This window comes from Streptomyces sp. NPDC025833 (assembly GCF_055558055.1).
Genome location: NZ_JBVHNF010000010.1, coordinates 162,565 through 186,946, shown reverse-complemented (window position 1 = coordinate 186,946; position 24,382 = coordinate 162,565). Strand labels below are relative to the sequence as shown.

The window sequence follows — 24,382 nt, the reverse complement described above, 5'->3', positions numbered from 1 at the left end:
CCACCGCGGCGCGGCCGGCCGGCACGGGCCCGCGCCCGGCGGTGGCCGCGCGCCCCGGCCTCCCGTCCACGGCCGCACTCGGCCCGGCCGTGCGGCACAATCGAGCCCGATGAGCACCTACCGCGACCTCACGGCCCCCATCGGCTCGCGTCGAGCCCCCGTCCTGCGCACGGTCGGTACCCGGGAGCGCCGGTCCCACCTGACCGCCCCCCGCGTCCCCACCGTCGGCATCGACATCGGCGGCACCAAGGTCATGGCGGGCGTCGTGGACGCCGACGGCAACATCCTGGAGAAGCTCCGCACCGAGACCCCGGACAAGTCCAAGAGCCCCGAGGTCGTCGAGGACACCATCGCCGAGCTGGTCCTGGACCTGTCCGACCGGCACGACGTGCACGCCGTCGGCATCGGCGCGGCCGGCTGGGTCGACGCCGACCGCAACCGCGTCCTGTTCGCCCCCCACCTGTCCTGGCGCAACGAACCGCTGCGCGACCGCCTCGCCAGCCGGCTCTCCGTGCCGGTCCTGGTCGACAACGACGCCAACACCGCCGCCTGGGCCGAGTGGCGCTTCGGCGCCGGCCGCGGCGAGGACCACCTGGTCATGATCACCCTCGGCACCGGCATCGGCGGCGCCATCCTGGAGGACGGCCAGGTCAAGCGCGGCAAGTTCGGCGTCGCCGGTGAGTTCGGCCACATGCAGGTCGTACCCGGCGGCCACCGCTGCCCGTGCGGCAACCGCGGCTGCTGGGAGCAGTACAGCTCCGGGAACGCGCTCGTCCGCGAGGCCAGGGAGCTGGCCGCGGCGGACTCCCCGGTGGCCTACGGGATCATCGAGCACGTCAAGGGCAACGTCAACGACATCACCGGCCCCATGATCACCGAGCTGGCCCGCGAGGGCGACGCGATGTGCGTGGAGCTGCTCCAGGACATCGGCCAGTGGCTCGGCGTCGGCATCGCCAACCTCGCCGCGGCCCTCGACCCGTCCTGCTTCGTGATCGGCGGAGGCGTCAGCGCCGCCGACGACCTGCTCATCGGCCCCGCCCGGGACGCCTTCAAGCGCCACCTCACCGGCCGCGGCTACCGCCCCGAGGCGCGCATCACCCGCGCCCAGCTCGGCCCCGAGGCGGGCATGGTGGGCGCCGCCGACCTGGCCCGCCTGGTCGCCCGCCGGTTCCGCCGCGCCAAGCGCCGCCGGGTGGAGCGCCACGAGCGCTACGAGCGGTACGCCCAGGCCCGCCGCGACCAGGACAGCGCATGACGACGTCGCTGCCCCACCAGACCGGCTCCCCGGACGGCACGGACCGGCCCGCCGAGGACCCGCGGCACCGCAGCAGGCGCCGGGCGCTGACCCTGCTGATCATCGTCCTGCTCATCGGCGTCCCGGCCGGCTACCTGGTGATCTCCGCGAACCAGAGCCGGGACAGCGGCAAGGACAAGGAGGCCAAGTACTCCGCGACCGGCCTCACCGAGGGCTGGCCGTCCAAGGTGCAGCGCCGCCTCTACCAGGTGACCGTCCCGCACCCGGCCGACGGCATCGCCTACTACGAGACGAACAACTGGCGGACCAGCCGCCTCTACGTCCGGTTCCGCACCAACCCCGCGGGCCTGGACAGCTTCCTCCAGGGCATGGGCGTGCGCAGGGAGCAGCTCAGGAAGGACTACATCGCGGTCGGCGACCGGGACCGCAAGGTCAGCGGCTGGACCTTCGGCGGGTCCGGCCCGTGGTACGGACTGACCCACGAGGCGAAGAACCCGGCACCCACCCAGGACGTCGTCGTCAACCTGTCCGACCCGGAGCACCCGGACGTGTTCGCCGTCTCCCGCACGATCCCCTGACCGGGGCCCGGGCCGGGACGCGGGCCCGGTTGTCAGACCCCGCCCGTAGAGTCGGAGAGGTCTGACACGGCACACGGGCGGGACGGGAGGCGGCAGGACGTATGGGCGGCACGGCTGCGGTGGCCGAGCGCACGGCGGGATCCCCGGAGACCGGGACCGGGCACCCGGTCCCGGTGCGCCTCGCGTGCGTCTACCTGCCCGCGCCCCTGCCGCGCGAGGGCCGCCTCGCCTTCTGGGACCCCGCGGGCGACCCGCTGCCCGCGTCCCCCGGGACCACCGCGGAGGAACTCACCGTCGTACGCCGGCACGGCGCCGGTGCGCGCCGCCACCGGGTGCCCGCGCTGACCGTGCCGCTCGCCGGGGCCCTGCCGCTGCTCGTCGGCGCCCGGCACGACCCGGCCGCCCACCCGGCCACCACCTGCTGGAGCGCCGCCGCCCTGCACGCCCTGCACCTCGTCGCCCGCGGCCGGCTGCTCCCCGGCCTCACCCCGGGCGGCCACGACGCCTGGCGCGCCGGCCCGCTGGAGCCCGGTGACATCGCCCACCTGCGCGCCGTCGCCGCCGCCCTGCCCCCCGAGGGACATGCCGTGCCCCTCCCGGGTCCCGGCGCGCTCCGGGTGCCCGAGCCGGAGGCCCTCGTCCGCTCCTTCCTGGACGCGGTCGCCGACACCCTGCCCCGCACCCCCGCCGCCCCCCACGCCTCGGGCCGGCCCTTCGCCGCCCGGGAACCGCAGAGCCTGCCCGCGGCCCGGGAGTGGGCGGCCGAGGTCGCCGCCGGAATGGACGCCGGCGTCCGGATCTCGCTCCGCCTCGACCTGTCCGCGTCCGACGTCTTCGACGCGGGCGCGAGCGGCGGCGCCCGTGCCGCCGGCGCCGCCGTCGTACAGGTGCACAGCCTCGCCGACCCCACCCTGGTGGCCGACGCGGCCGGCCTGTGGGCGGGGGAGGCGGCCCCGGCGTTCGGTCCCCGCGCACGCGTGGACGCGGCCCTGGCCGTCCGGCGCGCCGCCCGGGTGTGGCCGCCCCTGGACCGCCTCGCCGAACAGGACGTCCCCGACGTGCTCGCCCTGTCCGAGGAGGAGCTGGGGGAACTCCTCGGCGTGGCGGCGAGCCGGCTCGCCGCCGCCGGGGTCGCCGTGCACTGGCCCCGCGACCTCGCCCGCGACCTGACCGCCGCCGCCGTGGTCCGCCCGGCGCCCGGCTCGGCGACCGACGGCACCGGCTTCTTCGAGAGCGAGGACCTCCTCCGGTTCCGCTGGCAGCTCGCGCTCGGCGGCGATCCGCTGAGCGAGGCCGAGATGGACTCCCTCGCCGAGGCCCACCGTCCGGTCGTCCGGCTGCGGGACCGCTGGGTGCTGGTCGACCCCGCGCTGGTCCGCAAGGCCCGCAGACGGGAACTCGGACTGCTCGACCCGGTGGACGCGCTGTCCGTGGCCCTGACCGGCGAGGCCGAGGTCGACGGCGAGAGCGTCGAGGTGGTCCCCGTCGGCGCGCTGGCCGCGCTCCGCGACCGGCTCACCGCCGGCCTCCACCCCGCGGCCCCGCCGCCCGGCCTGCACGCCACCCTGCGCGACTACCAACTGCGCGGGCTGGCCTGGCTCGACCTGATGACCTCGCTCGGCCTCGGCGGCTGCCTCGCCGACGACATGGGCCTCGGCAAGACGGTCACCCTCATCGCCCTGCACCTGAAGCGGGCCCGCACCGAGCCGACCCTCGTCGTCTGCCCGGCCTCCCTCCTCGGCAACTGGCAGCGGGAGATCACCCGGTTCGCGCCCGGGGTCCCCGTCCGCCGCTTCCACGGCCAGGACCGCACGCTGGACGGCGTCGACGGGGGCTTCGTCCTCACCACCTACGGCACCATGCGCTCCGCCGCGGACCACCTCGCAGAGCGGCCCTGGGGAATGATCGTCGCCGACGAGGCGCAGCACGTGAAGAACCCCTACTCCGCCACCGCCAAGGCACTGCGCACGATCCCGGCGCCCGCGCGGGTGGCGCTCACCGGCACCCCGGTGGAGAACAACCTCTCCGAACTGTGGGCCCTGCTCGACTGGACCACCCCCGGCCTCCTCGGCCCGCTGAAGTCCTTCCGGGCCCGGCACGCCCGCGCGGTGGAGAACGGCGAGGACGCGGAGGCCGTGGACCGCCTCTCCCGGCTGGTCCGGCCGTTCCTGCTGCGCCGCCGGAAGTCCGACCCGGGCATCGTGCCGGAACTGCCGCCCAAGACCGAGACGGACCATCCGGTACCGCTCACCCGGGAACAGGCCGCGCTGTACGAGGCCGTGGTGCGCGAGTCGATGCTCGCGATCGAGACCGCCGAGGGCATGGCGCGCCGCGGCCTGGTGCTGAAGCTGCTCGGCGCCCTCAAGCAGATCTGCGACCACCCGGCGCTGTACCTGAAGGAGGCCGCGCACACCGACCGGGCGGCCGCCCGCTCCGGCAAGCTCGCCCTGCTGGACGAGCTGCTGGACACCGTGCTCGCCGAGGACGGCTCCGTGCTCGTCTTCACCCAGTACGTCGGCATGGCCCGCATCCTCACCGCCCACCTGTCGGCCCGGGCGGTCCCGGTCGACCTGCTGCACGGCGGCACCCCGGTACCGGAGCGCGAGCGCATGGTCGACCGCTTCCAGAGCGGTGAGACGCCGGTGCTCGTCCTCTCGCTGAAGGCCGCGGGCACGGGCCTGAACCTCACGCGCGCGGGCCACGTCGTCCACTTCGACCGCTGGTGGAACCCGGCGGTCGAGGAGCAGGCGACGGACCGCGCCTACCGCATCGGCCAGACCCAGCCCGTCCAGGTCCACCGGCTGGTCACCGAGGGCACGGTCGAGGACCGCATCGCCGAGATGCTCGCGGCGAAGCGCGCCCTGGCCGACGCGATCCTCGGCTCCGGCGAGGCGGCGCTCACCGAACTGACCGACCGCGAGCTGTCCGACCTCGTCTCCCTGCGGAGGACGCCGTGACGGGCACCGGCGCCGGACCGCGCCCCGGTGACGCCGCCCGCCGGGCCCTGCGGGCGGCGCGGCGGCGAGCCGAGGCCGAGCGGGGGCAGGACACGGCGGACGTGACCCGCCCCGACCCGGCCGAGGCCCCGCGCGCCCCCGGCCCCACCGCCGACCCGGGACCGGACGCGCTTCACGGCTCGGCCGACGCCCCGGGGGGTTTCACGGCAGGCGGTGTGGCCGGCGGCGCAGCGGAGGGTACGGCCGGTGGCGCGGCTGGTGGTGAGCCAGGCGGTGCGGGCGACGACACGCCGGGTGGTGCGTCCGGCGCGCCGGGCGGCCCCGCCGACCGCACGACCGGTAGTCCGGCCGACGGTGAGTCAGGCGACACTGCCGGCAATGGGCCGGGCGATGCCTACGGCGCTACCGGCGGCGCGGAGCCGCGGCCCGGGGACCTGGCCCGGGCCGCCCTGAGGGGTGCCCGGAGCGGTTCCGCCGGCCGGGTGCCGGACGAGGTCGCAGACCACGTGCCGGACGACGCCCCGGACACGGGTCCGGCGCCGGAGGCCGGCCCCTCGGCGCAGGCCGCCCCGGACCCGGCGCCTCCCGCGGCGGGCGCGGCTCCTGGTGCCGGTGCCGTTCCGGAGGCCGGGCGGGCCGGTGAGGACGGCGGAGCCGGTGGGGTCCGCTCGGCGAGCGCCGGCGCCGGTGCTGCCGGGGAGCGGCGGCCCGGCGATGTCGCCCGGGAGGCGCTGCGCGCGGCCCGCCGGGATGCGCCGGGCACGGAGACGGCCGGGCCGCGGCGCGAGCGGCGGGCGGCCACGCGCCCCGGCGCCGCCACGCCGCGCGGCGCGTCCGTCCCGGGCCAGGAGGCCGGGGCCGCCAGGGTCAGGGCGGCGCAGGACATGCGGCGCTACCTGACGACCGCCTTCCGCATGCCCACGTGGCCGGACACTCCCGACGAGCCGGAGCGGCCGGAGGAACCCGCCTCCGCCACACCCCCGCCCGCCGAGCCGTCCCATGACGTGCCCGGGCCCTCGCCCGCCGAGCCGTCCCATGACGTGCCCGGGCCCTCGCCCGCCGAGCCGTCCCAGGTGTCCTCCGCACTCCCTCCCGCTCCTACGCCGGCCGCCCCCTCCGCGTCTGCCGTCGCGCGGGCCGGGGCCGGTGGGCCCCGCGTGCCGCCGGCCCTGCCCCCGACCATGGCCAGCCCGCACCGCGACGGCGATCTGCGGCGCACCTTCCCGGCGTTCGCGGCCTGCGGGGCCGGCGCCGGGGACGGGGCGTTCGCCGGGACCTGGTGGGGCGACGCCTGGGTCCGGGCGCTGGAGCAGGGCGCGCTCGACCCCAAGCGGCTGGCGCGGGGCCGCGGTTACGCCGACCAGGGGCACGTGGACGCCATCACCGTCACCCCGGGGCTCGTGCTGGCGTACGTGCGGGGCAGCCGGCCCCGGCCGTACCGGGTGCAGGTACGGGTGCGGACACTGGAGGACGCGGACTGGGAGCGGTTCCTGGACACCGCGGCCGACCGTCCGGGCCACATCGCGGCGCTGCTCGACGGGGAGCTGCCCCACTCCTTCGCCGACTGCGGCGTCCGCCTGCTGCCCGGCCCCGGTGACCTCGGCCCGCGGTGCAGTTGCCCCGACTCCGGCCACCCCTGCAAGCACGCGGCCGCCCTCTGCTACCAGACGGCCCGTCTGCTGGACGCCGATCCTTTCGTACTGCTTCTGCTGCGCGGCCGGGGCGAGCGGGAACTGCTCGACGCCCTGTCCCGGCGCAGCGCCGCCCACGCGGCCCGCGCCGCGCGGGAGCGGCAGCCGGACGCCCTGCCCGGGGTGCGGGCGGCCGACGTCCTGGCACCCCGCCGACTCCCGCCGCCGCCACCGCCGTTGCCGGTCCCGTCGCACCCCGGGCAGCCGCCGGTGTACCCGTCGGCGCCCGGCGGCCCGGACCCCTTCGCGCTGGACCAGTTGGCGACCGACGCCGCCGCCCGCGCCCACGCCCTGCTCGGCACCGGACGCGATCCGGTCGGCACGCTGACCCTGTGGCAGGACGCGGTCCGGCTGGCCGCGGCCCGTCCGGGTTCCGGGCTGACGGCGGCGACCCGCACGCTGTACGCCACCCTCGCCGACGCGGCCGGCCGTACCCCGGCCGACCTCGCGCGTGCCGTGGCGGCCTGGCGGCAGGGCGCAGCGGCGGGGCTGGCCGTACTGGAGGAGCCGTGGGACCCGCCGGCCGGCCGCTTCGACCGCGCCCGCCCGCTGCTGCTCGCCGCCGACCTGCCCGCGTTCCGTCCCTGGCGCAACCGCCTCACCCACCCCGGCGGCCACGTCCAGCTCCGGCTGGGCCAGCAGGGCCTGTGGTACGCCTACGAGTCGGAGCCCGGCCAGGACGACTGGTGGCCCCGCGGCACCCCGGACCTCGATCCCGTGGGAGCGCTCACCGGTCTCGGCGTACCGGACGAGTTCTGACCCCTGACCACGGCGGCCGGGGCCCCGGCCGCGGACCTCTGACCCCGGCGGCCGGGAACCGGTCACCGACGGGCGGGCGGGCGGGCCGCGGGCGGCGGCCCGGGCTGGTGCCCGCCCGCCACGCCTGGCGGAAGGCCGGTCACCCCTCCGTGCGCCGGGACGGGAAGCCGTGGGCGCGGGCGGCGAGGACGACGACGAGGACCGGCAGCAGGAGCAGCAGCACGGTCGGGGGGAAGGAGTCGCTGCCGGCCGCGTCAAGCAGGACGCCGCCCAGGACGCCGCCGCCGGCCATGGCCACGTTCCAGAGCGTGACGAGCATGGCCTGCGCGGCGTCGGCGTGTTCGCCGCCCGCGTCGCCGACAGCGGTCTGGAGCAGCGTGGGCAGCCCGCCCCAGCCCAGCCCCCACAGCGCGGCGGCGGCGTACACCGGGGCCCCGCCGTCGCCGGCCAGGGCCAGCAGGGCGGCGGCGGCAGCGACCAGCAGTGTGGCGGCGACGGTCAGCGCGCGCAGCCGCCGGTGGATGCGGGCGCCCACGATCCAGATGCTCAGCAGCGAGGTGACACCGAAGACGAGCAGCACCAGGCCGGTGCGGTCGCCCATTTCCAGGTCGTCCAGGAACGCGGCGATGTAGGCGTACAGGACCGTGTGGGCCAGGACGAAGACGAGGGTCACGAAGAGCACCGGGCGCACCCCCGGGACCCTCGACGCCCGCAGCATGCGGGGCCGTTCGCCGCGGGGCCGCCCCGGGTGGTCGGGCACGGCGGCCACGATCCACACCAGCAGCACCACCGTGAGCGCCGTCATCGCGAGGAACGCCACCCGCCAGCCGAACGCCCGGCCCAGGAAGGTCCCGGCGGGCACGCCGAGGGAGAGCGCCACCGGGATGCCCGCCATGGCGACGGCGATGGCCCGGCCCTGGAGGGGGACCGGCACCATGCGCCGGGCGTATCCGGCGAGCAGTGCCCACGCCACCCCGGCGGCGACGCCGGCGAGGAAGCGGGCCGCCATCGTCAGGCCGTACGAGGAGGACACGGCGGTGACCGTGTTGGCCACGGCGAACCCGGCCACGGCGGTCAGCAGCAGCCGCTTGCGCCGCCAGCCCGCGGTGGCCGCCGTCAGCGGCAGCGCGGTGAGCGCGGTGCCGACGGCGTAGACCGTGACGGTCTGCCCGGTCGCCGACTCGCCCACCCCCAGGTCGTGGCTCATCCCGGGCAGCAGCCCCGCCGGGAGCGTCTCGGTGAGGCTCGTGATGAACACCGCGGTGGCGAGCGCGAGGAGAGCCGCCAGCGGGAGCCCCTGCCGCCCTCCCGCGCCGTCCCGTCCCGCGGGCGGCGCGGTGCCGGACTCCCCGCCGGGGACGGCGGCCGTGTCGGTCGAGGCGCTCATGAGGTGGACTCCGTATCTCTCGGGGGGTGCGGACTCTCTGGGTGTCGGCTCCCTCGGCGGTGCCGTCGGGGTCGGCGATGCCGCCGGGGCCGACGGCGGGGCCCGGCGGGCGCGCGGCTGTGCCTGGCGGGACAGGCGGCCGTGCCCGGGCGGCGCACACGGCCGCGCCGGACGGCCCTGTCGCCGTCCGCCGGGACCGTCCGGTGCCACGACTGTGCGCCCGGCCGCTTCCGGAACGCTTCGGAAAACCTCGGGGACGCCTCGGGGACGCCTCGGGCCGGTGCCGGACGGCCGGGCGCCGCACCGGCCCGGGGTAGGTTGAGCCCATGCGGTTTGGGGTGCTCGGACCACTCGCGGTATGGGACGACGGAGGGGAGCCGGTGCGGGTCCCCGAGACCAAGGTGCGGGCGCTGCTGGCGGTCCTGCTCGCCCACGAGGGCGCCCCCGTCTCCGCGGACCGGCTCGTCCACGACCTGTGGGGCGACGGCCCGCCCCGCCGTCCGGCGGGCGCCCTTCAGGCCAAGGTCTCGCTGCTGCGCCGGGTGGTCGGGCACGGCCGGCTGCTGCGGCAGCCGCCGGGGTACCGGCTGCGGCTCGACGCCGCCGACGAGGTGGACGCCGTACGGTTCGCAGGCCTGGTCGCCGAGGCCCGCGCCGTCCCGGACCCGGGGGCGCGGGCGGCGCTGCTCACCGAGGCCCTCGGACTGTGGCGGGGCCCGGCCTACGCGGACTTCGCCGACGAGGAGTTCGCACGGGCGGCCGTGCGGCGCCTGACGGAGGAACGGCTCTCCGCGCTGGAGGAGCGGGCCGAGGCCCGGCTGTCCGCGGGGGAGCACCTGCCGCTGGTCGGAGAGCTGGCCGCCCTCGTGGCCGGGCACCCGCTGCGCGAACGGCTGCGCGCCGTGCAGCTGCGGGCGCTGTACCGCGCGGGTCACCAGGGCGAGGCCCTGGCGTCGTACGAGGACCTGCGCCGCCGCCTCGCCGACGAGCTGGGCGCCTGTCCCGGCCCCGAACTGAGCGCACTGCACGAGGCGATGCTCCGTCAGGACCCCTCCCTGAACGCCCCCTGCGTCCCCTGTGCGCCCGCCTCCGCCGCGGCGCCGCAGTCCCCGTCGCCGCGGCCCCTTCCCGCGCCCGCGGCGTCCGCGAGCCTGCCCGTGCCCCTCACCGCCCTCGTCGGCCGCGAGCGGGCCCTCGGCCGGCTCCGCCGGCTCCTCGCCCGGGAACGGCTGGTCACCCTCACCGGCCCCGGCGGTGTCGGCAAGACCCGCCTGGCCGTCGCCGCCGCGTGGGAGACCGCCTCCGGCACGGCGGCCGCGGGCGGCCCCGAGGAGGTCTGGTTCGTCGAGTGGGCGGGGGTCCGCGACGCCACCGCCGACGACCTCGCCGGGATCGTCGCCGCGACGCTCGGCATCCGCGACGACGCCCTCTCCGTCCCGCCGGCCGTCCCCGCCGTGGCCGCGTCCGCCGTGCACCGGCTGGCCACCGCCCTGCGCGACCGCAGCGCCCTGCTCGTGCTGGACAACTGCGAACACGTCGTCGAGGCCGCCGCCGAACTGGTTGCACGCCTGCTGCGCGGCGCGCCCCGGCTGCGGGTCCTCACCACCGGCCAGGAACCGCTCGCGCTGGCCGGCGAGACCGTGTTCCTGGTCGAACCGCTCGGCATGCCCGACGCCGTCCGCCTGTTCACCGAGCGGGCCGAAGCCGGTGCGCCCGGCTTCCGGCTCGGCCCGGACACCTCCGCCGGCCCCGGCGCGGGGGAGGGGGCCGACCACGCCGCCGTGGCCGAGATCTGCCGCCGCCTCGACGGCATCCCGCTCGCCCTGGAACTGGCGGCGACCCGGGTACGCGCCCTGGGAGTACGGGAGTTGGCGGCGCGGCTCGGGGACCGGTTCCGGGTGCTCACCTCGGGTCCCCGAGGGGCGCCCGCCCGTCAGCGGACGCTGCGCGCGATGATCGACTGGAGCTGGGAACTGCTCGACGAGCCCGAACGCCTCGTCCTCGGCCGCCTCGCCGTGCACGCCGACGGCTGCGGTCTCGACGCGGCGGAGGCGGTGTGCGCGGGCGACGGCGTGCCCCGCGACGCGGTGCTCGACGTCGTCACCCGGCTGGTCGGGAAGTCCCTCGTCGTCGTCACGGACGGCCCGGCGGGGCCCCGGTACCGCCTCCTGGAATCGGTCGCGGCCTACGCGCTGGAGCGGCTGCGCGCGACGGGCGAGGAGCCCGCCGCGCGCGAGCGGCACCTGCGCCACCACCGCGCGCTCGCCGAACACGCCGGGCCACGGCTGCGCGGTCCGCTCCAGCGCGACTGGCTCGCCCGGCTGGACCTGGAGGCCGGCAACCTGCGCGCCGCTCTCGACGAGGCGGTACGACGGGCCGCCGCGGGCCGCGGCGAGGAGGCCGTACGGCTCGCCACCGCCCTGTCCTGGTGGTGGCTGCTGCGCGGCCGCCTCACCGAGGCCCGCCGCGGCCTGGCCGCCGTCCTCGCGGCCACCCGGAGCGAACCCGACCCCGAACTCGCCCTGCTGCACGACGCGTTCACGCTGCTGACCGGGGAACGTGTGGCAACCCCCGGCGCCGACGCCGTGTCCGACCCCGGGCGCAGGGCCCGGGCCCTGTGGCTGAACGCCTACGGCAGGTTCGGCGTCGGCGACCTGGCCGGCAGCCACACCTGGAACGCCCGCGCCCTCGACCGTTTCGAGGCCGCGGACGACCGATGGGGCATCGCCGCCGCGCTCGCCGTGCGGGCCGCGCTCGCCCTGGTCCGCGGCGACCTGGCCGTCGTGGCCCGCGACGGCGAGCGCAGCCGCGCCCTCTTCCGTGAACTGGGCGACCGCTGGGGCGGACTCCAGACCGTCTCACCGCTGGCCGCGCTCGCCGAGATCAGGGGGGAGTACGCGCAGGCGGCCCGGCTCCAGCACGAAGGGCTCCAACTCGCCGAGGAGTTGGGACTCCGGGCCGAGGTCTCGGCCCGGCTGTCCGGCCTCGGCCGCCTCGCCCTGCTCGACCGCGACTTCGACCGGGCCCGCGACCTGCACGAGCGGGCCCGCCGCCTGGCCGTCGAACAGGGCTACAAGTACGGCGAGATCCACGCCGACATGGGGCTGGCCCTCGGCGCGCGGCGCGCCGCTGACGTCGACGCGGCCGAGGCGCACCTGCTGCGCATCCGCGCCGACCACGCCGGTGTCTCCTCCCCGGCCGGTGACCACCTGCTCCACGCCGAACTCGGCTTCGTCGCCGAACTCCGCGGCGAGGCGGCCCGGTCCGCCGCCCACCACCTGCGCGGCCTCAGGATCGCCCGCTCCCTCGGCGAACCGCGCGCCCTCGCGCTCTCCCTGGAGGGGCTCGCCGGCGCGGCCACCCTGTGCGGACACCGCTCCGGCGCGATCTGCGCGGCCCTGCTGCTCGGCGCGGCCCACAGCGCGCGCGACAGCGTGGGCGCGCCCCTGCCGCCCGCCGAGCGCGGCGACGTCGACCGCGTCACCGCGGCGGCGCGCTCGGTGCTGGGCGGGCGCGCGTTCGACGAGTCCTTCGGGCGCGGGACGGCCCTGACCCCCGCCGAAGCGGAGCACCACGCCCGCGCCGCCCTCACCGCCCCGGCGGACGACGCGGCGTGAACGGACGGCTCAGATCGGGGACGGCCCGCACCGACAGGGGCCCGTGTCGGCGGCGGCCCGGCAGCGGCTCGTGCTCGGCGACCGGCGACGGCGATCGGTCACCGGATGCGGGTGGCGGGTGTCCGGTGGCCGTGGACGCCCGCACTTTCCTCGTCGCTGCGGGGACGGGCGGCTCAGGTCGGCGGCGGCCCGCGTCGTAGGACCTGTGTCGGCGGTGGCCTGGCAGCGGCTCGTGCTCGGCGACCGGCGACGGTGATCGGTCACCGGATGCGGGTGTCCGGTGTGCGGCGGCCGTGGACGCTCGTATTCTGCTCGTCGCTGCGGGGACGGGCGGCTCGGATCGACGGCGGCCCGCGTCGGCGCGGCCCCGCGACGGCTCCCCGACCAGTGATCGGCGACCGGGAACGGGTGACCGGCGTGGGGTGTCACGGACGCCCGCACCCTCTTCGCCGCCGCCCGGCCGGACGGTGGCCCTGCCGGACCGCGCCGCCCCCGCTCCCCAAGGCCGGAGACGGAGCGGCTCTCAGGCCACCGCCGGGTGGGTGGTCACCGCGCACTCGAAGACGAGCGCGTCGTGCTGCTCGACGGTCACCCGGACCCGGCCGTCCTCCAGCGACTCCGCCGCGACGTGGGCCGGGGCGTCCAGCTCCGCGTACCGGTGGAAGACCGCCTCCAGGCCCGTCGCCAGGACGGGAACCGGTGCGAGGTGGTGCCGGGCCGCCTGGCGGGCGGCCTCCAGCAGCAGCATGCCGGGGGCGTGGTCGTTCGGGTGGTCGAAGAGGATCGGGTGCAGGGTGTCCACCCGCAGCCGCCGGCGGCCGTCCGTGCCACGCGACGAGAGCACCACGTCGTGCGCTCGGTCCCGGCCGACCAGGTCGGGGCGGAGCGGCGGCGGCAGCTCGACGGCGTCGGCCATCGCCTGTCCCGCGTCCGCGTAGGGCCCGCGCAGCCGCCGGTACAGCGCACCGCTGTGCGAACTGAACGTGGTGGACGCGGTGGCCAGGTGCTGCCCGTCACGGGTGGCGGTCACCTCCATCCGCATCCCGCGCAGCACACCGGCCCGCCGCTCGACGTCCGCGCACCGGATGCGCAGTTCCAGCTCGGCGGGCGTGGTCCCGGCGCGCAGCGCCGCCGGGTCGAGCGAGACGCGCAGGTCGCGCCAGATCTGCTTGTGGTCCATGGGCGCACCGTGCACCGCGTGGGACAGCAGCGGCACGGTCTGCCGCAGCGTCTCGCTGAACAGCAGCGGGTCGTGGAAGCCCTCGGCGGGGCCGTAGAACGAGTGGGCCCGCGGCCACTGGGCGGTGACGGTGCACGTGTGCGCGCCGGTCTGCCGCCAGCCGGTGAGGAACACCTCGGTGACCACCGAGCGGTGGACGAACTCCTTGGGGACGGTCGTCGTCCAGCTGGTCAGTCCCGCGGGCGCCGGCGCGGGCCGTGCCGCCCGGAGGCCCGTGGTCGTGCCGTCGATGGGCGCGAACGTGGTCATGTGCCTCTCCCCCAGGGCAGTTGAGAACGGAGTGCTGCCAGGAACGCAGGGCGAGCCCCGAGGGCTCGGGTGGAGCGAGCGGTGCGCGACGGCATAACTGTACGGACTGACCGGTTTTTTTCCAACCGGCCCGGGCCCCGCGGGCGTTGGGTCGACACCGCGCGCATCCGGTGGATGCCGTCTGCCCCCGGCGCGGGCGCCGGAACATCCTCCTTGGTCATCCGGTGGGGGGCGTGTGAAGATCTGGTTCCGGTCATCAGGTTCGCCGGTCCGCCGCCGCGTGTCGCGCACGGCGCACCGCACGGAGGGGAGAGGACATCCATGACCGAGCAGTTCGGCAAGCTCCGCATGGCCGCGCTCAACATCGACGGAGTGCTGCTGAACGACTCGTTCAGCCCCGTCATCCACCACTTCGTGACCAGCCGGGGTGCCGTGTACTCCGCCGACCTCGAACGCCGCATCTTCTCCCAGCCGCGGGCGGTCGCGGGCAGGCTGCTCGCGGAGGCCTGCGGCCTGCCCCTCTCCCCGGCGGAGACGATCGCCCTCTACCTCAAGGAGCGGGAGCGCTACCTCGCCGAGCACCCGGTGCACCTCCTCGACGGCGCGGTGGACCTGCTGCACCGGCTCCGCGCGCTGGGGCTGCGGACGGTCTGCTACGGCGGGCTCGACGCCTCCCACTTCGACCGGTACCTCGGCCACCTGTCCGGCCTGTTCGACGAGCCGCGGTACGTCTGCACCAACGACATCCGCCCCGGACTGCGCGAGATCGCGGTCGACATCGCCGGACTCGCCCCGGACGAGGTGCTGTTCGTCGACGACGTGGCCCGGGTCGCCGAGTCCGCGCGGGAGCTGGGCGTCCCGTTCGTCGGCCACCCGAGCGACTTCGCGCACGGCTTCCAGCGGCAGCTCATGGCGGAGGCCGGGGCGCGCCACGTCGTCGGCTCCCTCGGCGAGATCGACGAGCGCCTGCTGCGCACCGTCGACGCCGAGGCGCGGGCCGGCACGCTGTGGGACGCGGCCCCGGGGCAGGCCGTGGCATGAGCGGCGGCGAAGGACTGCTGACCGGTAAGGTCTTGCTGGTCACCGGCGCGAGCAGCGGCATCGGGGCGGCGACGGCCCGGGTGGCCGCGCGGCAGGGCGCCGCGCTGGTGCTGGTGGCCCGGCGCGCGGGCCGACTCGACGAGCTGGCGGCCGAGTTGCGTGAAGGCGGAGCCGAAGTCGCCTGCGCCGCCGGGGACGTGACCGAGGCCGGCGATGTGGAACGGGCGGTGCGGCTCGCCGTCGACCGGTACGGCAGGCTCGACGCGGCCTTCAACAACGCCGGGACGACGACCGTACCGGCCCTGCTGCACGAGACGGACGACGCCGACTTCGACACCGTCCTGGACGTCAACCTGCGGGGCGTCTGGCTGTGCATGAAGCACCAGATCAAGGCCATGCTCGGCACCGGCACGGGTGGCGCGATCGTCAACAACAGCAGTATCGCCGGGGTCCGCGCCACCTCGGCCGGGGCCCCCTACGTGGCCGCCAAGCACGCCGTGCTCGGGCTGACGAAGTCCGCCGCCGCGCAGTACGCGGGACACGGCGTCCGGGTGAACGCGCTCGCCACCGGACTGACCCGCTCGGAGATGTCCGAGGGCGTCTTCGCCCGGGACCCGGCGGCGGAGGAGAGGATGCGCCGCCGCAACCCGCAGGGCAGGGTGGCCGATCCGGAGGAGGTGGCCCGCGTCGCGGTGTGGCTCTGCAGCGACCAGGCCAGCTTCGTCACCGGCGCCACCATGGCGGTGGACGGCGGCGCCGGAGCCTGGTGACGGCCGGAGTCGGGTCCGGGGCCGCGCGGCCGGGGCGTTGATAAAGTAAAAGTACCTGACATCTGGTTTTTCGTGGCTCCGGAGTGCTGTCGTACGACGGGGAACGGTGTCCGCGCCGGCCGGAGGGGTGGCGGGTGCGGACGAGAGGACGAACTCATGGCACGGCAGTTGCGCGCGATCCGGACCCGAGCCGTGATCCTGGAGGCGGCGGCCGAGGTCTTCGCGCAGCACGGGTACCACGGTGCCAGCATCTCGCAGATCCTGGAGAAGGCCCAAGTCACCAGGGGCGCCCTGTACTTCCACTTCTCCTCCAAGGAGCAGCTGGTGCAGGGCATCTTCGCCGAGCAGGTGACGGAGCAGGGCTATCCGTCGCGCACCTACAAGCTCCAGGAACTGGTCGACGAGGCCATGGCACTCGCCTGCCGCCTGCCGCAGGAGATCATGCTGCGCGCCGGCGCCCGGCTCGCGATGGACCCGCAGCTCCAGCAACTCGCCGACGGCGGACCGTGGGAGGCGTGGGCGCAGCGGTTCGCCTCCGTGGTCGACACCGCCAAGCGGCACGGCGAGGTCTACCCGCACGTGGACCCCGGCGACCTGGGCCGTTTCCTGGTGAGTTCGTGGATCGGCGCCCAGGTCGTGTCGGAGGTGGCGTCCGGCTGGGCCGACCTGGAGGAGCGGATCGCGTCCCTCTTCGCCTACACGCTGCCCAGCGTCGCGCTGCCCGTGGTCTTCGCGCAGCTGGAATTCGGACCCGACCGCGGGACGCGGGTGCTCGCCGAGATGACGGCGCACCGCCGGGCACGGCTGATGGCCGAACCGGCGGGCTGACGCCCCGCGCCGACTCCACGCCGGTTCCGTGCCGGAACGTTCCCGCACCGAGCCCCGCGCGGCCGGGCAAGAACTTGCCGGAACTTTCAGCAAGTTCTTGCCGCGCCGGGAGGCTGCTGGTTGACTCGGCCGGGCCCGACGGCCCGAGAGGAACCCGATGACCCCCGGCACCGACGTCCTGGTCCTGGGCGGCGCGGGCGTGGACACCGTCGTCCACGTCCCCGCACTGCCGCTGCCCTTCGCCGACAGCTACATGATCCGCCCCGGCATCACGGCCCGCGCGGGACAGAGCGGTGATTTCGTCGCCCTCGGCCTCACCGCCCTGGGCCTGCGGATCCACCACATCGACATGATCGGCGACGACCCCGAGGGCGACCTGGTCCGTGCCCTCCACCGGGACCACGGCATCCCCCTCACCGCCGTCCCGCAGCCCGCGGGCACCAAACGCGCGGTCAACCTCGTCGGCCCCGACGGACGGCGGCTGTCCCTGTACGACGACACGCGCTCCCGGGAACAGGACCGGCTGCCGGAGGCGACGCTGCGCGCCCTCGCCGCCGGCGCCCGGCACGCCCACGTCGTCATCACCCACCCCTGCGCGCAGGCGCTGCCCCTGCTCCGCGAGGCCGGGCTCACCCTCTCCACCGACCTGCACGACTGGGACGGCGCCGACCCGTACCACGAGTCGTTCGCCCTGGCGGCCGACCTCGTCTTCCTCTCCGCCGCCGCGCTGGCCGACCCGGAGCGCACCATGCGGGACGTCGCCGCCCGCGGCCGGGCCCGGATCGTCGTGGCCACCGCCGGTGCCGAGGGCGCCCACCTGCTGGCGGACGGCGAGCTGACGCACGTACCGGCCGTCGCGCCCCCGGCCCCGGTGGTGGACTCCAACGGCGCGGGTGCGCCTTCGCCTCCGGGTTCCTGCTCGGCTGGCTGAACGGTGAGGAGCCGCTGCGCTGCGCCCGGTACGGAGCGGTCGCCGGGGCCCACGCCTGCACCGTCCCGTCGACCCGCACCGACGTCATCACCCGGGCCGACCTCCTCGCCCGCGCGACCCAGCCGGCCCCCGCGCCCGCAGAGCCCGCGCCCGCAGAGCCCGCGCCCAGCGAGCCCGCGCCGGCCGGGGCCGCGGCGAGGCCGCGCGCCTGACCCCGGCCGAAGGCACCACCTGACACCCGTCACCGGCCGGAGCGCACCCGGCGGCGGCACCCCGCCCGGCCCGCTCAGGGCCGCCGCCGCCCCTCACGCCCGGCTCGTCGGCGCAGTGACGGTTCCTGGGCCAGTACCGCCCCGAGGGTCACCGCGAAGGTGATCGCGGCGGCCACCACGATCAGCCAGGACAGCAGGACGAGGACCAGGCCGAGGGAGCCGTACTCCCCGAGGGCCCGGTTGAGCGCGCCCGGCATGTACAGCCGCGCGGTCAGGCTGAGCCCGGCCATGGCGGCCGAGGCCAGCAGCGCCCCCGGCAGCAGCAGCGGCCAGGAGACGCGGCCGGCCAGCAGCAGGTGCTGCGTCCACAGCCAGACCCCGATGCCCACCAGGAAGACGAGCGGGGTGCCGAGCCAGAGCCCCACCCCGAAGCCGTCGCGCACCGGGCCCTGCAACAGGACGACCACCACCAGCGCCAGCAGCCAGACCACCCAGCGCCAGGCGGCGATCCGGGTACCGGCGTGCGGCAGCCCCCAGGCCCGCTCGCACACCCGGGCCATGGCACGGCTGAAACTGGTCGCCGAGAGCAGGACGATCACCAGCCCGACGGCCCCCGTCGTCTGCTTGAGGCTGCCCTGCGGGGGCGGTGCGAGCACCTGCTGCACCTGCTGCTCGGCGGCGCCCGTCAGGCCGAACAGGGAGCTGAGCGAGTCGGAGAGCTGCTCGCGGACCCCGCGCGGCGCGAACGCGGCGAAGGCGAACAGCAGCGGGACGCAGGCCAGGAACGCCTGGGCCGCCAGTCTGGTGGCCGCGTCCAGCAGGTTCGCGGACAGCAGGCGGCCCGTCAGCTCGCTGGCCACCGGGAAGCGCTGTTCGGCGGCGGCGCGCAGGTGCTTCGGCCACGCCGTCCACGACATGCCGCCTCCCGGCCGGTGCGCTGCCCCGCCGCCGGACAGTCCCGTCGTACGACAGTCAACGCGGCCCGCCGAACCCGGGGCCAGCCGGGCTGGCCCGATCGGGCGCCCGTCCGCCGCCGCTCCGAGCCGCCCCCGGCGCGTCCGCCACACACCGCGCCCGTCCGGTGCCGGCGGCCGTCCGAACGGCCCCCTCCCGCTCGCGCGTCCGCCCCGCGCCGGGTCGGCTTGCGGGGAGAGGACCGATCGATCGGGAGGCAGGGGTGGCGGACGGCGGCGCACGCGCGGACGAGCCCGCGGAACGGGCCACGATGCGGGAACTGCGGGCCCGGATCGCGGCCCTGGAGAGCGAACGGGCCCGGCCGCCGCGGCACCGCGTCCGGTCCTCCGTCGCCGCGGTGCTCATCGTCGTCGGCTGCCTGCTCGCCCCGCTCGCCGTCGTCGCCGCGTGGGCCGCCGACGAACTGGACGACACCGACCGCTACGTGGCCACGGTCGCCCCGCTCGCCGCGAACCCGGACGTGCAGAACGCCGTCGCGAACCGGGCCACCGACGCGCTCATGCGCCACCTCGACCTGCCCACCCTGCTCGCGGACGTGGCGCCGCGGGACCGGCCCCGGCTGGAGAAGGCACTGGGCGGCCGGCTCGGCGACGCGCTCGAAGGGGCCGTACGCGGCTTCGTCCACGACGAGGCGCGGAAGATCGCCGCCTCGGACGCCTTCCGCACCATCTGGACCGACGCCAACCGGGGCATCCACCGCGCCCTCGACAAGGCCGTCACCGGGAGCGGCGGCGGCGCGGTGCGGCTCCGGGACGACGCCGTCACGCTCGATCTGGCCCCCGTGGTGGACCGGCTCAAGCAGCGGCTCGTCGACGCGGGGATCGGCGCCGCCGCCCGCATCCCCACGGTGCACACCGACTTCACCCTCGTCAGGTCCGACCAGATCGGCAAGGCCAAGACCTACCTCCGGCTCCTGCAACTCGCCGGGAACTGGCTGCCGGTGCTGGCCGCCGTCCTGGTGGCCGCCGGTGTGCTGCTCTCGGTCCGCCGCCGCCGGGCCCTGGTCGCGGGCTGCCTCGGCGTCGCCGCCGCCACCGCCGCCCTCGGCATCGGACTGCGGATCTTCCGGGCGTTCTACCTCGACCGCTTGCCCGCCGGTGTCTCCCCGGCGGCGGCCGGCGCGGTCTACGACGCGCTGACCCACCTCCTGCGGACCACCGTGCGCATGGTCGTGGCCGTCGGCGTGGTCATCGCCCTGGCCGCCTGGCTGACGGGCCCGGGCAGGCACGCCGCCCTGGTGCGACGGCTTTGGACCTCCGGCATCGGCGCGGTCCGCGCCACCGCCGGCCGCGCCGGGCTGCGCACCGGCCCGGCCGGGCCCTTCGTCCGCCGGTACCGCGCCTGGATCACCTGGATCCTGGTCGTCGCGGCGCTGGTGGCCTACCTGCTGTGGCCGTACCCCACCGGCTGGGTGGTCGTCGGCATCGCCCTGTGCCTGCTCTTCCTGCTGGCCGTCGTCGAGTTCCTGGCAGCGGCGCCGCCGGATTCCCAAGGGGGCGCGGAGGGCGCGCGGGCGCCCGCCTGACACCGCCACGCACCCCTACCGCGAGGGAGCCTGGCACCGGCGTCCACGGCGCCGTCACGGGACCATCACGCCACCGCCACCCGGTCGGCCCCGAGCCGGACGCCGGGCCACCCGCGCGGGCCGGGACCGCCGGGCGACGGCCCGACCCGGGCACCCCTCGACCCTCGACGCGAGGGCGCAGGGAGGAGAACCCGGGGACAGCGGCCTCTGCAACCTGTGCCAAGTGGTGCCCAGTGAGGGACCCAGGATCAGGAGCGACCAACAGTTATAGCCCTCGCCCCCGCGAAGTCGGACGCGCCGGGAGGCGTCTGAGGCGATGCCTGCCCCCGCCGAGGGGCGCACGGGCTTCTCGTCCGCAGACTGTTCATGGTCGCGGAAGCTGCGACAGGACCATGTGCACCGGGCGGGCCGCACCGCCCGCGCCGGTGAGTCCGGCAGCGTGGAAGTCAACGACTTCGGCCGCGAGAGGGACACCCGTCGAGACGGAGCAGAATGATGTTGTGGGCGCCTCGCACTGCGCCCAGCATGACAAGCTGTGCTTGCCCACCCCCGAACCCAGGAGGTCACCATGACCGCAGAGCCCGTATCTACGGAAGGTTCGGAGCCGGCTGCCCCGGAGACGTCCTCTCTGGAGCCGGACAGCGACGGCAACTACGACCTCAAGCGCAAGTTCCGCGAAGCCCTGGCGCGCAAGCGCGGTGCGCAGGCGGACGCCGCTGATACCGCCGCCAAGTCCGATGCATCGAAGGTGCGTTCGGCGCACGGCCCGGCTGCGAGCCAGCGGTCGTTCAGGCGCAAGAGCGGCGGCTGAGCCGATGAGTCCCGCGATCTGACCGCTTCACCGGCACTCGCGCTGTCCACTCGCGCGTCCCGTGCAGTGGCCCGCGACGTGCGCATGCCCGTGCGCGCGTTCCGGGCGGGGCTTAGAGCGCGGGCGAGGGCCGAGGGCTCAGGATTTGTCGCGTGCCAGGACGACGATGGCTGTCAGCAGCAGGACCGACCCGAATACCAGGAGCGTGCTGATCTGCTCGCCGAGCAAGACGGCTAGGAACGCGGCTGTGGCGGGTTCGAGGAGTACGAGCACGGCCGCAGTAGTGCTGCGGACCGTGGTCAGCCCGTTGAAGTACCAGCGGTAGGCGAGCAGGGTCGGCACGACGCCGAGGAAGATGAGCCAGCCGGTGGATTCGGCGACGTGTTCAGCACGGGGCCAGGTTCCCTGGGTAAAGGCCAAGGGCAGCAGACACAGTGCCCCCGCACTCCAGGTGGTCGCGTCTGAGGTTGCTTTCCCGGTGTGGCGGGCGTGCAGGGTGACGGCGCTGTAGCCGATGGCGGAGAGCAGGGCCAGCGCGATGCCCATATAGGGGCGGGGCCCGGAGACTGGGCGCGAGATCAGGAGCAGCAGGCCGAGCAGCGCGGTCCCGATCGCGGCGGTGCCGCGCTTGGTGAGCCGCTCTTTCAGAAGGACGTGGGCTCCGGCGCTGACCAGGATCGGGCTCGCGCCGAGGGTGACCATGGTGCCGAGGGCGAGCCCGGCGTCGTGGACGGCGCCGAAGTAGGCCGTCTGATAGGCCGCCAGGGCGAGGCCGGTGAAGACGGCGGTGCGTCGGCATGGCGTGGGCCGGACGTCGGCAGGTTGCCGGAAGCGGTGGGCGGTCAGGACGGCGGCCGCGATGGCGAAGCGCCAGAACGACACGGCGATGGGGCCGAGGCCGCTGGTGCGGAAGAGTTCGGCTGCTGCCGCGCCGCCTGCGCCCCAGGCGACGGCGGCGGCGGAAACGGAGAGCAGGCCACGCCGAAGCGGCGTGAGGGTAGAGCAGAGGAAGGACCTCGCTGACCTTGGGTGACTCGCGGCACCACGGCGGAAGGATTCGGACCAGCCATGGACCGGTCGAGGCGGGTTTCCTCGTCTTCGAGCGCGCGAAAATCTATCTCGGCCAGAGTAGACATTGGACTGTGATGTGGTTAAGGTTTCTCTCGTAGTCGAGATCGAGCGAGGCCCGGCAGACATGAACTGCCGGTCGGTAGTGCAGCAGTTGCAGTTCGTAGGACGGTGCGGTGGTGGAGTTCCGAAGCCAGAGCGGTTGCAGGACGGTGACGGGACTGACGACCGGACCGGGTGGCCCGCAGTGATCAGGGGCCGCCATGAGCAGTACCGCAGTGGCAGTACCCGCAAGTGCAAGTTCGCAGTACCCAGCAGTGAGGTCATGGAGCAGTACCTCGGTGAAGGCGTCGGCTGCGGGCGCGCGCACCGGGTGATTCGGCAGTGGGGTTCCAAGCCGGCAGACGCAGGACGGGCGACGGGGCCGGCTGCCGAAGGGTGGCGCTGTTCGAGGCCACCAGCAGTTTGCAGTACCGGCAATTCGCAGTTTCCGTCAGTGAGTAGTTGATCAAGAGGGAAGAACGGAGGAGCCGAGCGCCATCAGGATCGCCCGGGCGGAAGTCTTGGACCCGGGTACCGCAGGACATCGATAGTGAGGTGGTCTCCGGTCAAGCAACCGCGATCCCCGCGCCCCCGGCAGCGTCTCGGCCGGGTCTGCGGAAACAGAAGGCCGGTGCAGTATCAGGGCCGGCAGATGGTGTAGTAGTTCCTTCGGGGCCCTGGTGCCGGTACGGCGCCAGGGCCCCTCCACGCGTTCCACAGAGAGGTGCGATGACAGCAGACGACACGTTCGGCCGTCTGGATGACGACGACTACCCCGCGTACACCATGGGCCGGGCCGCCGAACTGCTCGGCACCACCCAGGGCTTCCTCCGGGCCATCGGCGAACACCGCCTCATCACCCCGCTGCGCTCCGCGGGCGGACATCGCCGCTACTCCCGCTACCAGTTGCGCGTTGCCGCCCGCGCCCGGGAACTCGTCGACCGCGGGACCCCCATCGAGGCCGCCTGCCGGATCGTCATCCTCGAGGACCAGCTCGAGGAAGCCCAGCGCCTCAACGCCGAATACCGCCGCGCCACCGAATCGGCGAACCCGACGGCAGCAGCATGAGATGAGCGTGCCCGTCTGCGTCGGCGGGCACCGCACGCAAGGTCTCGTGTGCGGCGTGATCATTTCCTGTGGTGACCCGGTGTGTGGGCGTGTAACGTCTGGGCCAGCTGTCGTGGTTCGGAATTCCCTCTTGCCCACGCCTTCGGTGTGGGCGTTTTGCTGTGCTGTGCCGCAGGAACCAGGGCGATCACCTCCGTCTGCCACATGGAGTGGGAGGCGTTCATCGACTGGAAGGCATAAGACATGGCAACGGGAACAGTGAAGTGGTTCAACGCGGAGAAGGGCTTCGGCTTCATCGCCCAGGATGGCGGCGGCCCGGACGTCTTCGCGCACTACTCCGCGATCAACTCCACCGGCTTTCGTGAGCTCCAGGAGGGCCAGGCCGTGACGTTCGACGTCACCCAGGGCCAGAAGGGTCCGCAGGCCGAGAACATCAACCTGGTCTGACCTCGCAGACCCGCCCGGGGGATCGCGCACGCCGCATCAGGCGGCCGCCGCCCGTGCAGGATCAGGGGGCCGCGCAGCAACGGCTGCGCGGCCCCCTGATCTGTGGAGGCCCAGCGCCGCTGCCGCTTCGGCTTGAACCTTCCTGACCTCAGTCGCTGCAAGCGTCGTCGGGCACGGGAGCCGCGTGTCTGGCGCGGCTGCCGTGCGGCTCGGAGGAGCGGACGGTCAGACGCTCGTCCAGGCGTCGAGGAAGGCTTTCCGTCCGGCCGGATCGTCCGACCTGTGGTCCGCGTGCAGGACGCGCCAGGCGGTGAGCTCGAGATCTCGGAGCCACAGTTCTCCGATGACCTGCGTCTCAAGGTCGGGCAGATGGTCGGACTCGACGAGGGCCTGACCGATCACCTCCCCGGCCGCGAAGCGCTGGGGCGGGGGTCATCTCATCGACGGCCGAGAGGATCTGCCGGGCCAGGGCAGTTCCCTCTCCTGCCGGCGAAACGCCGCCGCGACCACTGCGACGCCGGCGACGCCCTCCACATCGAGCTGGCCCGCCTCGCGATGCGGAGGCCAGGTCCAATGGGTGTTCCAACTGGTCTGCGAGCGCGGTGGATACGTAAGGGCGGACCTCAGGAAGCATCGGCGATCCTTGCGCGTAGGCGAGTGGAGATGCCCGTCCGTAAGCACTGATCGTTCCCAGGACCAGCCGTTTCACCGCCGGGACCGCTGCCGCTCCTGACGATCCTGCCGCCGGCCTCCGCGAGCTCCTGTAACGGCTGCTCCGTGAACGTCACGCGGGGCTGTGAGGGAGGGCTTGAGTTCGGGCTGACTGGGGCCGTCGACCGGGGGCCTGGGTCTTCCGCGGGCGTGATCCGCGGGGAGGGTACGTGCCGTGCGCCAGGCAGTGCCGACCGGCGCTCGTCAGGGCGACGCCCCA

17 protein-coding genes and 1 pseudogene are annotated in these 24,382 nt (G+C 75.4%); 13 read left to right on the top strand and 5 right to left on the bottom strand.

The annotated features are described in order from the left end of the window. The first annotated feature begins 109 nt into the window (after positions 1-109). From ACZ4K2_RS19550 to ACZ4K2_RS19535, 4 genes are all read left to right on the top strand, one after another. Positions 110-1,255, top strand: a complete 1,146-nt coding sequence (locus ACZ4K2_RS19550; RefSeq protein ID WP_467474909.1) for an ROK family glucokinase — start codon at positions 110-112, stop codon at positions 1,253-1,255. Continuing rightward, the gene (locus ACZ4K2_RS19545; protein WP_467474911.1) at positions 1,252-1,833 is read left to right on the top strand and encodes a sugar kinase; all 582 of its coding nucleotides are present in this window, start codon (positions 1,252-1,254) and stop codon (positions 1,831-1,833) included. Before ACZ4K2_RS19550 ends, ACZ4K2_RS19545 begins: the two co-directional genes overlap by 4 nt. Before the next feature lie 101 nt (positions 1,834-1,934). Beyond that, positions 1,935-4,790, top strand: coding sequence for a DEAD/DEAH box helicase (locus ACZ4K2_RS19540; RefSeq protein ID WP_467474913.1), 2,856 nt, complete (start codon positions 1,935-1,937; stop codon positions 4,788-4,790). Positions 4,791-5,296: 506 nt separating this feature from the next. Then, positions 5,297-7,240 (top strand): SWIM zinc finger family protein, encoded by a 1,944-nt coding sequence (locus ACZ4K2_RS19535; RefSeq protein ID WP_467474915.1) that lies wholly within the window; start codon positions 5,297-5,299, stop codon positions 7,238-7,240. A 139-nt stretch (positions 7,241-7,379) separates the two neighbouring features. Here the strand turns inward: ACZ4K2_RS19535 and ACZ4K2_RS19530 are convergent, their stop codons facing one another. Next, positions 7,380-8,627: an MFS transporter gene (locus tag ACZ4K2_RS19530; protein ID WP_467474917.1), complete on the bottom strand. Its 1,248-nt coding sequence runs from the start codon at positions 8,625-8,627 to the stop codon at positions 7,380-7,382. Positions 8,628-8,953: 326 nt separating this feature from the next. Here ACZ4K2_RS19530 and ACZ4K2_RS19525 point away from each other — a divergent pair, with 326 nt between their 5' ends. Then, the gene (locus ACZ4K2_RS19525) at positions 8,954-12,244 is read left to right on the top strand and encodes a BTAD domain-containing putative transcriptional regulator (protein ID WP_467474919.1); all 3,291 of its coding nucleotides are present in this window, start codon (positions 8,954-8,956) and stop codon (positions 12,242-12,244) included. Positions 12,245-12,767: 523 nt separating this feature from the next. Here the strand turns inward: ACZ4K2_RS19525 and ACZ4K2_RS19520 are convergent. Further along, on the bottom strand, positions 12,768-13,733 hold the full coding sequence (locus ACZ4K2_RS19520) for a ScbA/BarX family gamma-butyrolactone biosynthesis protein (protein WP_467474921.1): 966 nt from the start codon (positions 13,731-13,733) through the stop codon (positions 12,768-12,770). Positions 13,734-14,054: 321 nt separating this feature from the next. Between ACZ4K2_RS19520 and ACZ4K2_RS19515 the strand changes: the two genes are divergently transcribed. The 4 genes and pseudogenes from ACZ4K2_RS19515 (at position 14,055) to ACZ4K2_RS19500 (ending at position 17,515) form a co-directional block, all read left to right on the top strand. Beyond that, the gene (locus tag ACZ4K2_RS19515; RefSeq protein ID WP_467474922.1) at positions 14,055-14,774 is read left to right on the top strand and encodes an HAD family hydrolase; all 720 of its coding nucleotides are present in this window, start codon (positions 14,055-14,057) and stop codon (positions 14,772-14,774) included. Next, entirely contained in the window at positions 14,771-15,544 is a 774-nt protein-coding gene (locus ACZ4K2_RS19510; RefSeq protein WP_467474924.1) for an SDR family NAD(P)-dependent oxidoreductase, read from the top strand. The genes ACZ4K2_RS19515 and ACZ4K2_RS19510 overlap by 4 nt, the downstream gene beginning before the upstream one ends. Before the next feature lie 156 nt (positions 15,545-15,700). Then, the gene (locus tag ACZ4K2_RS19505; RefSeq protein ID WP_467474926.1) at positions 15,701-16,372 is read left to right on the top strand and encodes a ScbR family autoregulator-binding transcription factor; all 672 of its coding nucleotides are present in this window, start codon (positions 15,701-15,703) and stop codon (positions 16,370-16,372) included. Positions 16,373-16,529: 157 nt separating this feature from the next. Then, positions 16,530-17,515: pseudogene (locus ACZ4K2_RS19500) on the top strand (adenosine kinase). Between the two features lie 74 nt (positions 17,516-17,589). Here ACZ4K2_RS19500 and ACZ4K2_RS19495 read toward each other — a convergent pair. Further along, the gene (locus ACZ4K2_RS19495; protein ID WP_467474927.1) at positions 17,590-18,432 is read right to left on the bottom strand and encodes a YhjD/YihY/BrkB family envelope integrity protein; all 843 of its coding nucleotides are present in this window, start codon (positions 18,430-18,432) and stop codon (positions 17,590-17,592) included. A 260-nt stretch (positions 18,433-18,692) separates the two neighbouring features. Here ACZ4K2_RS19495 and ACZ4K2_RS19490 point away from each other — a divergent pair, with 260 nt between their 5' ends. After that, positions 18,693-20,015 (top strand): hypothetical protein, encoded by a 1,323-nt coding sequence (locus ACZ4K2_RS19490; RefSeq protein ID WP_467474929.1) that lies wholly within the window; start codon positions 18,693-18,695, stop codon positions 20,013-20,015. 568 nt (positions 20,016-20,583) lie between these two features. Further along, on the top strand, positions 20,584-20,826 hold the full coding sequence (locus tag ACZ4K2_RS19485) for a DUF5302 domain-containing protein (RefSeq protein WP_467474930.1): 243 nt from the start codon (positions 20,584-20,586) through the stop codon (positions 20,824-20,826). Positions 20,827-20,964: 138 nt separating this feature from the next. On the opposite strand, the gene ACZ4K2_RS19480 is transcribed toward ACZ4K2_RS19485, so the two are convergent. Continuing rightward, positions 20,965-21,801, bottom strand: coding sequence for a DMT family transporter (locus tag ACZ4K2_RS19480; protein ID WP_467475209.1), 837 nt, complete (start codon positions 21,799-21,801; stop codon positions 20,965-20,967). An 864-nt stretch (positions 21,802-22,665) separates the two neighbouring features. On the opposite strand from ACZ4K2_RS19480, the gene ACZ4K2_RS19475 reads away from it, so the two are divergent. Continuing rightward, positions 22,666-23,004 (top strand): MerR family transcriptional regulator, encoded by a 339-nt coding sequence (locus ACZ4K2_RS19475; RefSeq protein WP_467474932.1) that lies wholly within the window; start codon positions 22,666-22,668, stop codon positions 23,002-23,004. Between the two features lie 243 nt (positions 23,005-23,247). Continuing rightward, positions 23,248-23,451, top strand: coding sequence for a cold-shock protein (locus ACZ4K2_RS19470; protein ID WP_055495910.1), 204 nt, complete (start codon positions 23,248-23,250; stop codon positions 23,449-23,451). A 225-nt stretch (positions 23,452-23,676) separates the two neighbouring features. On the opposite strand, the gene ACZ4K2_RS19465 is transcribed toward ACZ4K2_RS19470, so the two are convergent. Further along, positions 23,677-23,853, bottom strand: a complete 177-nt coding sequence (locus tag ACZ4K2_RS19465) for a hypothetical protein (protein ID WP_467474934.1) — start codon at positions 23,851-23,853, stop codon at positions 23,677-23,679. Positions 23,854-24,382 lie beyond the last annotated feature (529 nt).

What these genes read in the sequence shown, in the direction of transcription:
- ACZ4K2_RS19550 (WP_467474909.1), top strand. Translation starts at nt 110, where the DNA reads ATGAGCACCTACCGCGACCTCACGGCCCCCATCGGCTCGCGTCGAGCC.
- ACZ4K2_RS19545 (WP_467474911.1), top strand. Translation starts at nt 1,252, where the DNA reads ATGACGACGTCGCTGCCCCACCAGACCGGCTCCCCGGACGGCACGGAC.
- ACZ4K2_RS19540 (WP_467474913.1), top strand. Translation starts at nt 1,935, where the DNA reads ATGGGCGGCACGGCTGCGGTGGCCGAGCGCACGGCGGGATCCCCGGAG.
- ACZ4K2_RS19530 (WP_467474917.1), bottom strand. Translation starts at nt 8,627, where the DNA reads ATGAGCGCCTCGACCGACACGGCCGCCGTCCCCGGCGGGGAGTCCGGC.
- ACZ4K2_RS19525 (WP_467474919.1), top strand. Translation starts at nt 8,954, where the DNA reads ATGCGGTTTGGGGTGCTCGGACCACTCGCGGTATGGGACGACGGAGGG.
- ACZ4K2_RS19520 (WP_467474921.1), bottom strand. Translation starts at nt 13,733, where the DNA reads ATGACCACGTTCGCGCCCATCGACGGCACGACCACGGGCCTCCGGGCG.
- ACZ4K2_RS19515 (WP_467474922.1), top strand. Translation starts at nt 14,055, where the DNA reads ATGACCGAGCAGTTCGGCAAGCTCCGCATGGCCGCGCTCAACATCGAC.
- ACZ4K2_RS19510 (WP_467474924.1), top strand. Translation starts at nt 14,771, where the DNA reads ATGAGCGGCGGCGAAGGACTGCTGACCGGTAAGGTCTTGCTGGTCACC.
- ACZ4K2_RS19505 (WP_467474926.1), top strand. Translation starts at nt 15,701, where the DNA reads ATGGCACGGCAGTTGCGCGCGATCCGGACCCGAGCCGTGATCCTGGAG.
- ACZ4K2_RS19495 (WP_467474927.1), bottom strand. Translation starts at nt 18,432, where the DNA reads ATGTCGTGGACGGCGTGGCCGAAGCACCTGCGCGCCGCCGCCGAACAG.
- ACZ4K2_RS19485 (WP_467474930.1), top strand. Translation starts at nt 20,584, where the DNA reads ATGACCGCAGAGCCCGTATCTACGGAAGGTTCGGAGCCGGCTGCCCCG.
- ACZ4K2_RS19475 (WP_467474932.1), top strand. Translation starts at nt 22,666, where the DNA reads ATGACAGCAGACGACACGTTCGGCCGTCTGGATGACGACGACTACCCC.
- ACZ4K2_RS19470 (WP_055495910.1), top strand. Translation starts at nt 23,248, where the DNA reads ATGGCAACGGGAACAGTGAAGTGGTTCAACGCGGAGAAGGGCTTCGGC.